At 59.4% G+C, this 13,975-nt stretch carries 14 protein-coding genes and 2 tRNA genes; 15 read left to right on the forward strand and 1 reads right to left on the reverse strand.

The window, feature by feature from the left end; all coding sequences use genetic code 11:
• Positions 1-49: 49 nt before the first annotated feature.
• Entirely contained in the window at positions 50-1,774 is a 1,725-nt protein-coding gene (locus AB5Y72_RS10090; RefSeq protein ID WP_325783540.1) for a proline--tRNA ligase, read from the reverse strand.
• Between the two features lie 202 nt (positions 1,775-1,976).
• Here AB5Y72_RS10090 and ruvA point away from each other — a divergent pair, with 202 nt between their 5' ends.
• The 15 genes from ruvA (at position 1,977) to AB5Y72_RS10165 (ending at position 13,963) form a co-directional block, all read left to right on the forward strand.
• Complete coding sequence (ruvA, locus tag AB5Y72_RS10095; protein WP_042074096.1) at positions 1,977-2,591, forward strand: Holliday junction branch migration protein RuvA; 615 nt, start codon at positions 1,977-1,979, stop codon at positions 2,589-2,591.
• Positions 2,592-2,666: 75 nt separating this feature from the next.
• Complete coding sequence (ruvB, locus tag AB5Y72_RS10100) at positions 2,667-3,677, forward strand: Holliday junction branch migration DNA helicase RuvB (protein WP_042074100.1); 1,011 nt, start codon at positions 2,667-2,669, stop codon at positions 3,675-3,677.
• Positions 3,678-4,614: 937 nt separating this feature from the next.
• Positions 4,615-6,171 (forward strand): cytochrome ubiquinol oxidase subunit I, encoded by a 1,557-nt coding sequence (locus AB5Y72_RS10105; RefSeq protein ID WP_325783541.1) that lies wholly within the window; start codon positions 4,615-4,617, stop codon positions 6,169-6,171.
• Positions 6,172-6,183: 12 nt separating this feature from the next.
• On the forward strand, positions 6,184-7,320 hold the full coding sequence (gene cydB / locus AB5Y72_RS10110; protein WP_325783542.1) for a cytochrome d ubiquinol oxidase subunit II: 1,137 nt from the start codon (positions 6,184-6,186) through the stop codon (positions 7,318-7,320).
• Between the two features lie 14 nt (positions 7,321-7,334).
• A complete protein-coding gene (gene cydX, locus AB5Y72_RS10115) occupies positions 7,335-7,451 on the forward strand; it encodes a cytochrome bd-I oxidase subunit CydX (RefSeq protein WP_005331536.1) in 117 nt (38 codons plus the stop codon).
• On the forward strand, positions 7,438-7,749 hold the full coding sequence (locus tag AB5Y72_RS10120; RefSeq protein ID WP_042074104.1) for a cyd operon YbgE family protein: 312 nt from the start codon (positions 7,438-7,440) through the stop codon (positions 7,747-7,749). The genes cydX and AB5Y72_RS10120 overlap by 14 nt, the downstream gene beginning before the upstream one ends.
• Positions 7,750-7,990: 241 nt before the next feature.
• Positions 7,991-8,398 (forward strand): tol-pal system-associated acyl-CoA thioesterase, encoded by a 408-nt coding sequence (gene ybgC / locus AB5Y72_RS10125; protein WP_042074106.1) that lies wholly within the window; start codon positions 7,991-7,993, stop codon positions 8,396-8,398.
• A complete protein-coding gene (tolQ, locus tag AB5Y72_RS10130) occupies positions 8,388-9,074 on the forward strand; it encodes a protein TolQ (protein ID WP_042074107.1) in 687 nt (228 codons plus the stop codon). The genes ybgC and tolQ overlap by 11 nt, the downstream gene beginning before the upstream one ends.
• Positions 9,074-9,520, forward strand: coding sequence for a protein TolR (gene tolR / locus AB5Y72_RS10135; protein ID WP_042074109.1), 447 nt, complete (start codon positions 9,074-9,076; stop codon positions 9,518-9,520). The genes tolQ and tolR overlap by 1 nt, the downstream gene beginning before the upstream one ends.
• Positions 9,521-9,525: 5 nt before the next feature.
• Complete coding sequence (gene tolA / locus AB5Y72_RS10140) at positions 9,526-10,653, forward strand: cell envelope integrity protein TolA (RefSeq protein ID WP_042074110.1); 1,128 nt, start codon at positions 9,526-9,528, stop codon at positions 10,651-10,653.
• Between the two features lie 89 nt (positions 10,654-10,742).
• Complete coding sequence (gene tolB / locus AB5Y72_RS10145) at positions 10,743-12,068, forward strand: Tol-Pal system beta propeller repeat protein TolB (protein ID WP_042074111.1); 1,326 nt, start codon at positions 10,743-10,745, stop codon at positions 12,066-12,068.
• A 50-nt stretch (positions 12,069-12,118) separates the two neighbouring features.
• Positions 12,119-12,643 carry a peptidoglycan-associated lipoprotein Pal gene (gene pal, locus AB5Y72_RS10150; protein WP_010672877.1) on the forward strand — a complete coding sequence of 175 codons (525 nt, stop codon included), beginning with the start codon at positions 12,119-12,121 and terminating at the stop codon, positions 12,641-12,643.
• Positions 12,644-12,801: 158 nt separating this feature from the next.
• Positions 12,802-13,605: a tol-pal system protein YbgF gene (gene ybgF, locus AB5Y72_RS10155; protein ID WP_325783543.1), complete on the forward strand. Its 804-nt coding sequence runs from the start codon at positions 12,802-12,804 to the stop codon at positions 13,603-13,605.
• 174 nt (positions 13,606-13,779) lie between these two features.
• Positions 13,780-13,855: transfer RNA gene (locus AB5Y72_RS10160), tRNA-Lys, on the forward strand.
• A 32-nt stretch (positions 13,856-13,887) separates the two neighbouring features.
• Positions 13,888-13,963, forward strand: a tRNA-Val gene (locus AB5Y72_RS10165).
• Positions 13,964-13,975: the final 12 nt, after the last annotated feature.

The following is a 13,975-nucleotide window of genomic DNA, read 5'->3' on the forward strand; positions in this document are numbered from 1 at the left end:
GTGGCTCTCGGGGCTTTCCTATGAAAAGCGAAAGGCGGTGTCGGCGTTATCAGCGACCCAGCTTGCCCTTGAGCAGGGCGACGATCTCGCCGATGGCCACTTCCTGCTTCTCGCCAGAGCGGCGGCACTTGTACTCCACCACGCCGTTGTCCAGACCGCGGTCGCCGATGACGATGGCGTGGGGGATCCCCAGCAGCTCCATGTCGGCGAACATCACGCCCGGGCGCTCCTTGCGGTCATCGAACAGCACATCCACACCGGCGGCCTTCAGCTCGGCGTAGAACTGCTGTGCCTGCTCGGCCACGCGCTCGGACTTGTGCATGTTCATGGGGACGATGGCCACTTCGAACGGGGCGATGGCGTCCGGCCAGATGATGCCGTACTGGTCGTTGTTCTGCTCGATGGCGGCGGCCACCAGACGGGAGACCCCGATACCGTAGCAACCCATCTCCATGGTGACGGACTTGCCGCCCTCGTTCAGCACGCTCGCCTTCATGGCTTCGGAGTACTTGGTCCCCAGCTGGAAGATGTGGCCCACCTCGATGCCGCGTTTGAGCAGCAACTTGCCCTGGCCGCAGGGGCTGGGGTCGCCTTCCACCACGTTGCGCAGATCGGCAACCTCGTAAGCGGCGATGTCGCGATCCCAGTTGGCACCGGTCAGGTGGAAGCCGGTCTCGTTGGCACCGCAGACGAAGTCCGCCAGGTGGGCGGCGCTGCGATCGACGATGATGCGACCGGCAAAGCCGACCGGGCCGATGGAGCCTGCGTCGCAACCGGCGGCCGCTTTAATCTGCTCGTCGTTGGCGAAGGTCAGCGGGTTGGCAACGCCAGAGAGCTTCTCGGCCTTGATTTCGTTCAGTTCGTGGTCGCCACGCAGAACCAGCGCGATGACGGCCTGCTTGCCGTGCTCATCTTCCTCTGCCAGTACCAGCAGGGTCTTGGCGATGGCGGTCGGTGCCACGTTCAGGAAAGCGGCCACTTCGTCGATGGTGTGGACGTTTGGGGTGGCAACCTTGGTCAGGGCTGCGGTGGCGGCAGCGCGCTCACCAGCCGGCGCCAGCGCTTCGGCCATCTCGATGTTGGCGGCGTAATCAGAGCTGTCGGAGAAGGCGATCAAGTCTTCACCGCTCTCGGCCAGCACCTGGAATTCGTGGGAACCGGTACCACCGATGGAGCCGGTATCGGCCTGTACCGGACGGAAGTTCAGACCCATGCGGGTGAAGGCGGCGCAGTAGGCGGCGTGCATCTTCTCGTAGGTCTCGACCAGAGATTCCTTGTCGATGTGGAAGGAGTAGGCATCCTTCATCAGGAATTCGCGGCCACGCATCACGCCGAAACGGGGGCGTACTTCGTCGCGGAACTTGGTCTGGATCTGGTAGAGGTTGAGCGGCAGCTGCTTGTAGCTGTTCACCTCGTAGCGCACCAGCGCAGTGATCACCTCTTCGTGGGTCGGGCCCAGCACGAAGGGACGGTTGTGGCGGTCGGTCAGGCGGCACAGCTCGGGACCGTAGTCATCCCAGCGGCCGGACTCCTGCCACAGCTCGGCGGGCTGTACCACCGGCATGGAGACTTCGATGGCACCAGCATTGTTCATCTCTTCGCGAACAATGTTCTCGATCTTCTTCAGCACCCGCAGGCCGGTCGGCAGCCAGGCGTACATGCCGGAGGCGAGTTTGCGGATCATGCCGGCGCGCAGCATCAGCTGGTGGCTGATGACCTCTGCGTCGGAGGGGGTTTCCTTGAGAGTGGAAAGCAGATATTGGCTGGTACGCATCGCGGTAGACCTTCGCTAGTTCGGGCGGCTTGGCCCTGGAAAATTTCAAGTGCGGAATTTTAACAGGCCGAGCCTCGTGGCCCAAGGGCTAAATTCAGTCTGGTGAGGGCGAGGCCGGGGGCGGCCTATGCTGGATACTTATCCAGTTATTCTTTATGCTAGTGGCCAATTTGGAAAGAGTCTGCGTGGCGAGGAAGAGAACATGATCGGTCGCTTGAGAGGCGTCATCATCGAGAAGCAACCCCCCGAGGTCCTGATCGAAGTGGGGGGTCTGGGGTACGAGGTGCACATGCCCATGAGCTGCTTCTATGATCTGCCGGAATTGGGGAAGGAGGCGGTGATCCACACCCACTTCGTGGTGCGCGAAGATGCCCAGTTGCTGTATGGCTTCAATCACAAGCAGGAGCGGGCGCTGTTTCGCGAGCTGATCAAGACCAACGGGGTCGGCCCCAAGCTGGCGCTGGCGATCCTCTCCGGTATGACGGCCACCCAGTTCGTGATGAGTGTCGAGCGCGAGGAGATAAGCTCTCTGGTCAAGCTGCCCGGGGTGGGCAAGAAGACCGCCGAGCGGCTGGTGGTGGAGATGAAGGACAGGCTCAAGGGCTGGGTCAGCCACGATCTCTTCTCCCCGGCCGAGATCGCCCTGCCTGCCAAGGAGAGCCCGCTGCGCGCCCCCGATGCGAGCGAGGAGGCGGCCAGCGCCCTGGTGGCGCTCGGCTACAAGCCGCAGCAGGCGAGCCAGATCGTCACCAAGGTGGCGGTCGAGGGGATGTCGGTCGAGGCCATCATCCGCGAATCCCTGCGCAGCCTGGTGTGAGTGTGACCATGAACAGAGCGGATCACCCCCTGCCGCGCGCCGGTGCGAGCGGGGATGCAGCGCGTGAGGTAGCCCATGATTGAAGCGGATCGTCTCATCTCGGCGGGGGCTGCCCGCGAGGACGAGATCATCGATCGGGCCATCCGGCCCAGGAAACTGGCCGATTACACCGGGCAGGATCACGTCTGCGACCAGATGGAGATCTTCATCGAGGCGGCCCGCCAGCGTGGGGAAGCCCTCGATCACCTGCTGATCTTCGGTCCGCCCGGCCTCGGCAAGACCACGCTGGCCAACATCGTCGCCAACGAGATGGGGGTCAACATCAAGACCACCTCGGGCCCCGTGCTGGAGAAGGCCGGCGATCTCGCCGCCCTGCTCACCAACCTGGAGCCGAACGATGTGCTCTTCATCGACGAGATCCACCGCCTGAGCCCGGTGGTGGAAGAGGTGCTCTACCCGGCGATGGAGGATTACCAGCTCGACATCATGATAGGGGAGGGCCCCGCCGCCCGCTCCATCAAGCTCGACCTGCCCCCCTTCACCCTGATCGGCGCCACCACCCGGGCCGGTTCCCTGACCAGCCCGCTACGGGATCGCTTCGGCATTGTCCAGCGGCTGGAGTTCTACAACGTCAAGGACCTCACCGACATCGTTTCCCGCAGCGCCCGCTGTCTCGGCCTCGACATGTCGAGCGACGGGGCACTGGAGGTGGCGCGCCGCTCCCGGGGCACGCCGCGCATTGCTAACCGATTGTTAAGACGGGTGCGGGATTTCGCCCAGGTGAAGTCCGACGGGCGGATTGACGGACCCATTGCGGCCCGCGCCATGGACATGCTGGACGTGGACAACGAGGGTTTCGACTTCATGGATCGCAAGCTATTGTTGGCCGTCATCGACAAGTTTATGGGGGGGCCCGTGGGACTCGACAACCTGGCCGCCGCCATCGGCGAGGAGAAGGACACCATCGAGGATGTGCTGGAACCCTATCTGATCCAGCAAGGCTATCTGCAACGTACACCCAGAGGGCGGATCGCGACCCAGAGAGCCTATGCGCACTTCGGCCTGGAACGGCCGGCAGAGCAGTAAGCGCCGCGATGTGAACGAAAAAACCGCCCTCGAGGCGGTTTTTTGTTGTGCGTGTAAAAAAAAGCCCACGGCGGATGCGGTGGGCAAAGACAATTCAGGATGGATGTTCACAGACTGTGAGGGCGTCTGCAGGCCGGTCGGGAAAAAACAAAGGAGCCGTCGCGAGGCCTCAGAGTCGGTTCATTTGATAGAGTTGAACGAAAGAAAGCTTGTAGTAACGGATGGTCTTGGCAACAAACTTTTTCATCATTAATCCCAACAAACAGGTTCGAAATGTTCATCGAATACGTACCGGGAACCCGGAATGACCGGCCTGTATCCAGAGGTATGCCCTCACTGCGAGGCGCATTGTAGGAGCTCTTGCCGGGAGGAACAAACAAGAAAATCTATGGGCTTTTGATTAGATAAAGTAATGATTTCATTGGGGCGGGATATACGCATAAACATGTGTTTTTACTGGTTTTAAATTGCTTTTATGATGAGCCGCATCATTTTTTAAATAATGGAATAATGAGCGCGATTTTTATGGCTTTCACTATTTGATTAACAGAATTGAAACTATTTTGTTTCTTTATAAAATTGATTTAAATCAATAATTTATGCTCTTGTATTTTTGTGATGCGGTTCGCACAATTAATATGAATTGGCTCGTAAGTTGCCTTGAAAAGGCATGTATTGACGGTGGTTTTACATTGATTTCAATCAAATAAAGGTGATATAAAACAGCGATCATTATAGGCGGGAATAGAACCATAGTTATTGTTTTAAAGATGTTAAACATTAGCTTTTTTTGTTCTCGTATATTGCCTTGTTGTTAATGTGGTGGCAGTCGAATCCGGTCAGTCCGCGAGGGGTGATCGACCATTCGGGGACTTCCAATGGAAGCTTTGTCCTTAAAACTCAAAATAGCCGTGCCAATAATCGGTGAGGAAACATCATGATTGCTGAGCATGTGGTAGACCTATCGCGGTTCCAATTTGCCGCGACGGCCCTTTATCACTTCCTGTTTGTACCCCTGACGCTGGGAATGGCCTTCCTCCTGGCGATCATGGAGTCCGTCTATGTGATGACCAACAACACTGTCTACCGGGACATGACCAAGTTCTGGGGCAAGTTGTTCGGGATCAACTTTGCCCTGGGGGTCACCACAGGGCTCACCATGGAGTTTCAGTTCGGTACCAACTGGGCCTACTACTCCCACTATGTCGGCGACATCTTCGGGGCCCCGCTGGCCATCGAAGGGCTGATGGCCTTCTTCCTGGAGTCCACCTTCGTCGGCATGTTCTTCTTCGGTTGGGATCGCCTCAGCAAGCGCCAGCACCTGGCCGCCACCTGGCTGATGGCACTCGGGACCAACCTCTCCGCCCTCTGGATCCTGGTCGCCAACGGCTGGATGCAGAACCCGGTGGGTGCCGAGTTCAACTTCGAATCCATGCGCATGGAGATGGTGAGCTTCGCCGACCTGGTGTTCAACCCGGTCGCTCAGGTCAAGTTCGTCCACACCGTCGCGGCAGGCTACACCACGGGCGCCATGTTCGTGCTGGGCATCTCTTCCTACTACCTGCTGAAGCACCGTGACGTGGCCTTTGCCCGTCGCTCCTTCGCCATCGCGGCGGCGTTCGGCATGGCCTCCATCCTCTCCGTGCTGGTGCTGGGCGACGAGTCCGGTTACGAGACCGGCGAGGTGCAGAAGGTGAAACTGGCGGCCATCGAGGCCGAATGGAACACCGAGCCGGCGCCGGCCTCCTTCACCCTGTTCGGCATCCCGAACCAGGAGGAGATGCGCACCGACTACGCCATCAAGATCCCCTATGCCCTCGGCATCATCGCCACCCGTTCCCTGGACGGCCAGGTGACCGGCCTCAAGGATCTGAAGAGCGAGCACGAACTGCGCGTGCGCAACGGCATGACCGCCTACGAGCTGCTGACCAAGCTGCAATCCGGTGACAAGTCCGAGGATACCCGCGCCCGCTTCGACGAAGTGAAGCAGGATCTGGGCTACGGCCTGCTGCTCAAGCGCTACACCCCGAACGTGACCGACGCCACCGACGAGCAGATCAAGGCCGCCGTGGATGATTCCATCCCGCAGGTGCTGCCGCTGTTCTTCGCCTTCCGCATCATGGTTGCCTGCGGCATCCTGATGCTGGTGCTGATCGGTCTGGCCTTCTATGACAGCACTCGCCACAAGATCGGCGAGCGCAAGTGGCTGCTCAAGGCGCTGCTGTGGGGCATCCCGCTGCCCTGGATCGCCATCGAGGCGGGCTGGTTTGTCGCCGAGTATGGTCGTCAACCCTGGACCATCGCCGAGATGCTGCCGACCTACGTCTCCGCATCCAACATTCCTGCGTCCGAGATCTGGTTCTCTCTGATCGGGATCTTCCTGTTCTACACGGTGCTGCTGATCATCGAGATGTACCTGATGTTCAAGTATGCGCGCCTGGGCCCCAGCAGCCTGAAGACGGGCAAGTACCACTTCGAACAGAGCAAGGTATAAGGAGAGTGACCCATGTTTGATTACGAACTGTTGCGTCTGGTCTGGTGGGTGCTGGTCGGCGTGCTGCTGATCGGTTTCGCCATCACCGACGGTTTCGATATGGGGGTGGGCGCCCTGCTCCCCTTCGTCGGCAAGAAGGATGTGGAGCGTCGGGTGATGCTCAACACCATGGGACCGCACTGGGAGGGCAACCAGGTCTGGCTGGTGACCGCCGGTGGCGCCCTGTTCGCGGCCTGGCCCATGGTCTATGCGGCGGCCTTCTCCGGCTTCTACATCGCCATGATCCTGACCCTGATGGCGCTGTTCTTCCGTCCGGTCGGCTTCAAGTACCGTTCCCTGCAGGAAGACGCCAAGTGGCGCTCCAACTGGGACTGGGCCCTGTTCGCCGGTAGTGCCATCCCCCCTGTCATCTTCGGGGTGGCGTTCGGCAACCTGCTGCAGGGGGTACCGTTCAGCTTCAACCAGTTCCTGATGATGACCTATCACGGCAACTTCTTCGGCCTGCTCAATCCGTTCGGCCTGCTGGCCGGTCTGGTGAGCCTCTTCATGATCATCACCCAGGGCGCGACCTGGCTGATGATGAAGACCGAAGGTGAAGTGCTGGCGCGTTCCCGCTCCGCCGCCATGATCTTCTCCCTGCTGACCCTGGTGCTGTTCGCCCTGGCCGGTGTCTGGGTGAGCGGCATGGATGGCTATGTGATCGTGGGCTCCGTCGCCACCGACGCCGTCACCAACCCGCTTCACAAGGAAGTGGTGGTGCAGGCCGGTGCCTGGATGCAGAACTACGGCCTCTACCCCTGGATGATCGCCGCCCCCGTGCTGGGTCTGGCGATGTGTCTGCTGACCGCAGTGGCGGCCAAGCTGGACAAGGGCTGGGTGGCGTTCCTGTTCTCCTCCCTGGCCATCGCCGGCATCATACTGACGGCGGGCTTCTCCATGTTCCCGTTCGTGATGCCCTCGAGCCTGGAGCCGTCCCAGAGCCTGACCATGTGGGATTCCACCGCCTCCTTCAACACCCTCAAGGTGATGACGGTAGTCGCAGTCGTCTTCGTACCGACCGTGCTGGCTTACACCATCTGGACCTACATCAAGATGTTCGGCCGGGTGAGTAACAAGCAAATCGAAGACAACCAACAATCGCTCTACTAAGAAGGTGCCCTGATATGTGGTATTTCACCTGGATCCTGGGGCTGCTGCTGGCCTGTGCGTTTGGCATCATCAATGCGCTCTGGCTGGAGCACACCGAGAACCTGGATCGTCAGATAGATGAAGACAAGTGACAGGCTTGCCCGGCTGGCTGCTCCCCTGGAGCGCCAGCCATGGCAGGGTCTGATGCTGCTGGCGGCGGCCCTGTTGGCCGTCGCCATCCTACAGGCACCGAACCTGGTCGCGGCGAATACCAGTGACCACGGTCTCTGGCTCGCGCCCTGGCTGATGTGGGCGGTCTGCTGCGGGGTCATGCACGGCCTGGGATTCCATCCTCGCAGCCTGGTCGGCCGCGTGCTGTTCTTTCCCTGGCTCGCCCTGCCGAGTCTGTTGTACGGGCTCTGGCTGACCAGCAGCTATTACCTGTCATGAATGCGGAGGGGGAGGCCGGCGTTTAGCCGCCTCCCCCTGTTTTTCGTCCCCTCGGGGGTGGCGGTGTTATCCCGGCTTCAGCCCGTCTGGTATGTTCGGCGGAGTCTGTCTGGGAACGGGTTATTTCCTGCCATAAAAAACGGGGGGAGATGGGATTTCCCTGTCTCCCCCTGCTTCTTTCCTATTCAGCCCTGCGCTATGATAGCCCCCCATCTGACTGTCGAATGGATCACAGATTTTTATGGGGGAAGTCTCTGAGTTTCCGGTGCGTGTCTACTACGAAGACACGGACGCCGGAGGCATCGTCTACAACGCCAACTATCTCAAGTTTATGGAACGGGCCCGCACCGAATTCCTGCGCGCCGGCGGCATCGAACAGGATGTCCTGCTGCAGGAGGGCATCGCCTTCGTGGTGAGTCGCACCGAGATCGACTTTCGCGCCGCCGCCCGCTTCAACGAACTGCTGACCGTACTGACGCAAGTGACTGAAGTGAAACGTGCCTCCATGCGCTTTTCACAGCAGATACTGGCGGCTGATGGGCGGCTGATCACCCAGGCCATGGTTCAGATTGCCTGTGTCAGCCATCCGCAAATGAAACCTGTCGCAATACCTGAAAAAATCAAGGGAGTGCTGTTAAGTGCACGCTGAAATTTCGTTTATTGGCCTGTTCTGGCAAGCCAGTCTGTTGGTCAAACTGGTCATGATGACCCTGATGGGCATGTCGGTCGTCTCCTGGGCGCTGATCATCCAGCGTTCCAAGGTCATCAAGGCGGCCAATCTCGCCTCCGAGCAGTTTGAAGACAGATTCTGGTCCGGGGTCGATCTCAATCGCCTCTACCAGGAGTCCTCTTCCCGTCGTGACGACATCGAAGGCATGGAAGACATCTTCTACTCCGGCTTCAAGGAGTATGCCCGCCTGCTCAAGGCTGGGGCTCGCGGCCAGGATGCGGTGATGGACGGTACCTATCGCGCCATGCGGGTCTCCCTGTCCCGCGCGGTGGACGATCTCGAGTCCAACCTGCCGGTGCTGGCGACCATCGGCTCCATCAGCCCCTATATCGGTCTGTTCGGTACCGTCTGGGGGATCATGAACGCCTTTATCGCCCTGGGTCAGGTGCAGCAGGCGACCCTGCAGATGGTGGCGCCCGGCATCGCGGAGGCGCTGATCGCCACCGCCATGGGCCTGTTCGCCGCCATCCCGGCCGTTATCTTCTACAACCGCTTCACCAACAAGGTCGAGCGGCTGGAAAACGCCTACGCCAACTTCATGGACGAGTTCACCACCATACTGAACCGCCAAATCGCACAGCAGGGTGAGAAGTAATGCAAACCTATCAGCGGCTCAAACGCAAGAAGGTCGCCGAGATCAACGTGGTGCCCTACATCGACGTCATGCTGGTGCTGCTCATCATCTTCATGGCGGTGACGCCGGTGATCACGCAGGGGGTCAAGGTGGATCTGCCCCAGGCGGAATCCGAGCAGTTGCCGGAAGATTCCAAGCCGCCTTTCATCGTCAGCGTGAACACCGAGAGCGAGTACGTCATCAAGGCCGGCGAAGCCGATGACGAGCCGGTGCCGAGCGGCACGCCAGAGGCGATGCAGCAATACATCACCGAGAAGGCCATGGGCTACCTGGCCATCAACCAGAACGCCCCCGTGGTGGTGGCCGGTGACAAGTCCGTGCGTTACGAAGAGGTGATCCTGCTGATGGTGGCCCTCAAGAAAGCCGGTGTGCCTCAGGTTGGTCTGATGACGGATCCGGTGAACTGACGGAGATGGATGTGAAGCGTGGTATTTCCGGTTATCTCGTCGCGTCGCTGCTGCTGCATCTGATCATCGGCATCATCCTGCTGGTCGGCGTCGACTTCAGCAAACCCAAGCGCCCCGAGTCCAAGGGACAGATCGTCAATGCGGTCATGATGGACAGCGAAATGCTGGAACAGCAGATGCAGCAAATCCAGCAGCAGAAGCAGGCCCAGCCCAAGGCGGTGCAACAGCAGAAGGACAAGGAAGACGCCGAGCGCGTCAAGCGCGAGCTGGCACAGGAGCAGGAGCGCCTGCGCATCGCCGAGACCAAGCGCAAGCAGGCCGAGGAGGCGACCCGCAAGGCCGAGGCCGACAAGCAGAAGAAAGAGGCTGAACAGAAGCAGGCGGAAGAGAAGGCCCAGAAAGCCGAGGAAGCCCGCAAACTCGAGGAGCAGAAGACCAAGAAGGCCGAAGCCGAACGCAAGGCGGCGGAAGAGGCCAAGGCGCTGGCGCTGAAGAAAAAGAAAGAGCTGGAGAAGAAGCAGGCCGAGGAGAAGGCCAAGGCGGAAGAGGCCAAGGCCAAGAAGGCGGAGGCCGAGAAGAAGGCCAAGGCCGAAGCGGAGAAGAAAGCGAAGGCGGAAGCAGAGAAGAAAGCCAAGGCGGAGGCCGAGAAGAAGGCCAAGATCGAGGCTGACAAGAAGGCAAAAGCTGACGCAGAGAAGAAGGCGAAGGCCGAGGCTGAGAAGAAAGCCAAGATAGAGGCGGAGCGCAAACGCAAGGCGGCCGAGGAGGCCAAGCTGCAAAAAGAGATGGAAGCCATGATGGAGCAGCAACTGGCGGCTGAAGCCAATGCGCGCAGTCAGGCTGCGTCTGCTGCCGCCAAGGGCGAGGTCGACAAGTACGCCGCCCTCATCAAGGCCACGGTCGAGCGTTACATGATTTTGGATCCCACCATGCGGGGCAAAACCTGTACTATCGGTGTCAAGTTGGCCAGCAGCGGCTTCGTCATCTCGGTGGACAACGGCCAGGGCGACCCGGCTGTCTGCCGCTCCGGCAAGGCGGCGGTGCTGAAGGCCAATCAGTTGCCGGTGCCGAAGGATCCGGCGGCATTCGAAATGATGAAGGAGTTGAGTCTTCAGTTGGCTCCGCAAATTTAAGTGATTACAAAGAAAGCACTGCTGCTTTGGTTAACAATATTTTGTTGGTCAGAGAGTCGAATCTCAAATTGGAACTGAGAGTTTAAGCCATGATAAGAAAAGTGTTTTTTGCTTTGGTTGGCTGCCTTCTGCTAGGCCAGAGCGCTCAGGCGGCCTTGGACATCGTCATCACCGGCGGTATCGACAGTGCGCGCCCCATCGCCATCGCCCCCTTCAAGTGGGAGGGCAATGGCCAGTTGCCGCAGGACATCGCCGAGGTGGTTTCCAACGACCTGATGCGCAGTGGCAAGTTCAAGCCCCTGTCCCGCAGCCAGATGCCGCAGACCCCGAGCACCAGCGGCGAGATCAACTTCGCGCCCTGGGCTTCCCAGGGGGTGGAGGCCGTGGTGGTCGGCTCCATCGCCGCCGTGGGTGACGGCACCTACAAGATCAACTTCGAGCTGGTCGATGTGCTGAAGGGCCAGCTGGCCAAGGCACAGGGCGGCGAGGCGAACGGTTACATCCTGGACAGCCGCATGGCGACCATCCCGGGTGCCCAGATGCGCCAGTTCGCCCACCGCATCTCCGACATCGTCTACGAGCGTCTGACCGGTGAGCGTGGCGCCTTCCTGACCCGGTTGGCCTATGTGTCGGTCCAGCAGGGCACCCAGTTCCCGTACCAGCTGCGCATCTCCGACTACGACGGCTACAACGAGAAGACCCTGCTGCGCTCCCGCGAGCCGCTGATGTCCCCGGCCTGGTCGCCGGATGGCAGCAAGCTGGCCTACGTGAGCTTCGAGAACCAGAAGTCCGAGATCTACGTGCAGGACATCTACACTCAGCAGCGCAGCATGATCACCAGCTTCCGCGGCATCAACGGTGCCCCTGAGTGGTCGCCGGATGGTCGTCGTTTGGCTATTGTCCTGTCCAAGGACGGGCAGCCGGATCTCTATGTTGTTGATGTTGCTAGCAAGCAACTCACTCGAGTCACAAATAACCGCACCATAGACACCGAACCCTCCTGGATGCCGGACGGTCAAACTTTGCTGTTCACCTCTGAACGTGGTGGCAAACCCCAGATTTATAGCGTAAATTTGGCGACTGGCGTCACTCGCCGGATGACCTGGGAAGGGGATTCCAACCAGGGGGCATCCATCACGCCGGACGGCAAGTCCATGGTGATGGTGACCCGGGTTCAGGGACAATATCGCATCGCTCGCCAGGATATGGAAAACGGAGCCATGCTGGTACTGACTCAGAGTGCTCTGGATGAATCGCCAAGTGTGGCTCCCAATGGCAGCATGATCATTTATGCCACCATCTATCAGGGTCGTAAGAGTCTTGCATTGGTGTCGACCGACGGTCGCTTCAAGGCAGTGCTTCCGACCAGTAGCGGTGAAATTCGTGCACCAGCTTGGTCGCCCTTCTTGAATTGATAAAAAAATCGCTTGTTTTTTGTTTTGTTATAAAGGTTTAAGGAAATAGCATGCAACTCAATAAACTGCTCAAGGGTCTGGCCATCGCACTGCCACTGTTCACCCTGGCCGCCTGTAGCTCCTCTTCCGACTCCGACGCCGCTGGCGCCGAGTCCGGCATGACCGACGGCATGGGCGGTGTACAAACCGGCGGCGCCAACGGCATGTTGTCCCCGGAAGAGCAGATGCGTCAGAAGTTCGAAGCGCTGCAGCGCGACAACGTGATCTACTTCCCGTACGATGGCTACGACATCCAGGGTCAGTACGCCGACCTGCTTGATGCCCACGCCAGCTACCTGCGTGAGCGTCCGAGCGTCAAGGTATTGATCGAAGGCCACGCGGATGAGCGCGGCACTCCGGAATACAACATCGCACTGGGCGAGCGTCGTGCCAAGGCCGTTGCCAAGTATCTGCAAACCCTGGGTGTGCAGGCCGAGCAGCTCTCCATCGTCAGCTATGGCGAAGAGAAGCCGCTGGATCTGTCCCACACCGAGGAAGCCTTTGCCAAGAACCGCCGTGCGGTCCTGGTTTACTAAGGTTTGAATCGAACGAAGTTCGTTTATATGCAAGCGGCCATTTCGATGGCCGTTTTATTTGCACTAAACGCCAAGGTTTGATCCGAATGAAATCTGTATCAGCGAGCGACTATGGCGCTGGCCGTTTTATTTGCACTAAACGCTAAGGTTTGATCCGAATGAAATCTGTGTACAAGCAAGCTGTTGTTGCGCTGGCGGTATTGATTGCTCTGAATGCGCAAGCGGCGGCACCGGTGAGCGATCTCAGTGGCGACAGCGGCAGTGCCGTGGCCCTCAGTGGCAACAACGGTGCCATAGTGCCGACGGGCAGTCTGGAAGACAGGGTCGCCCTGCTGGAACGCACCCTCAACGCCCGTCTGCGCCTGCAGGCCGAATTGCAGCAGCAGGTCGACTCCCTGCAAGGGGAGGTCTCCGAACTGCGCGGCCAGCTGGAGCAGCAGACCTACCAGATGGAGCAGTCCCAGGAGCGCCAGCGCCAGCTCTACCAGGAGCTCGACAAGGTGGCGAACAGCCAGCCTGCCGCCGCCCCGGCACAGCCAGCCGCCGCTGCTGCGACCCCTGCTGCGGCAGCCAATTACTCGACCAACCAGGACGAGAATCAGGCCTACGACGCGGCCGTGAACATGGTGCTCAAGGAGAAGAACTACGACAAGGCCATCCCCGCCTTCGAGGGCTTCATCAAGCAATTCCCCAGCTCCAGCTATGTCCCCAATGCCCATTACTGGCTCGGTCAGCTGATGTTCAACAAGGGCGACAGAGCCGGTGCCGCGAGCCAGTTCACCACGGTGGCAAACAAGTACAGCAAGTCGCCCAAGCGGGCCGACGCCCTGCTGAAGCTCGGCATGCTGGCCCAGCTCGATGGCAAGAAGGCGGAAGCCAAGGCCTTCTATGAGCAGGTGATCAAGGGGTACCCCAACACCTCGCCGGCCCAGTTGGCCAAGCAGAGCCTGGGCAAGCTGTAACATTGCTGCATGTCACTGTTTTAGTAACAGTCTTGTAAAGATGCTCTTGCTTTGTATGCGCAGTGAACAAACAGATTTAATTTAAGATTTTTCTATTGCGCCAGGATGATAAATCCGTAATATAGGCCGCCGTCAGAGCCGGTGCAGTAGTGCAGTCGGTCCTGGTCGTGGTGAGGGTCGTTAGCTCAGTCGGTAGAGCAGTTGACTTTTAATCAATTGGTCGCTGGTTCGAATCCAGCACGACCCACCATTTCTTCACAACGGGTGAAGACAGCATTCCCAGGTCGTTTAGCTCAGCTGGGAGAGCACCTCCCTTACAAGGAGGGGGTCACTGGTTCGAGCCCAGTAACGACCACCATGCTTTAACACT

Source organism: Aeromonas sp. R7-4, from assembly GCF_040908055.1.
In the GTDB taxonomy this organism is placed as follows: domain Bacteria; phylum Pseudomonadota; class Gammaproteobacteria; order Enterobacterales; family Aeromonadaceae; genus Aeromonas; species Aeromonas sanarellii.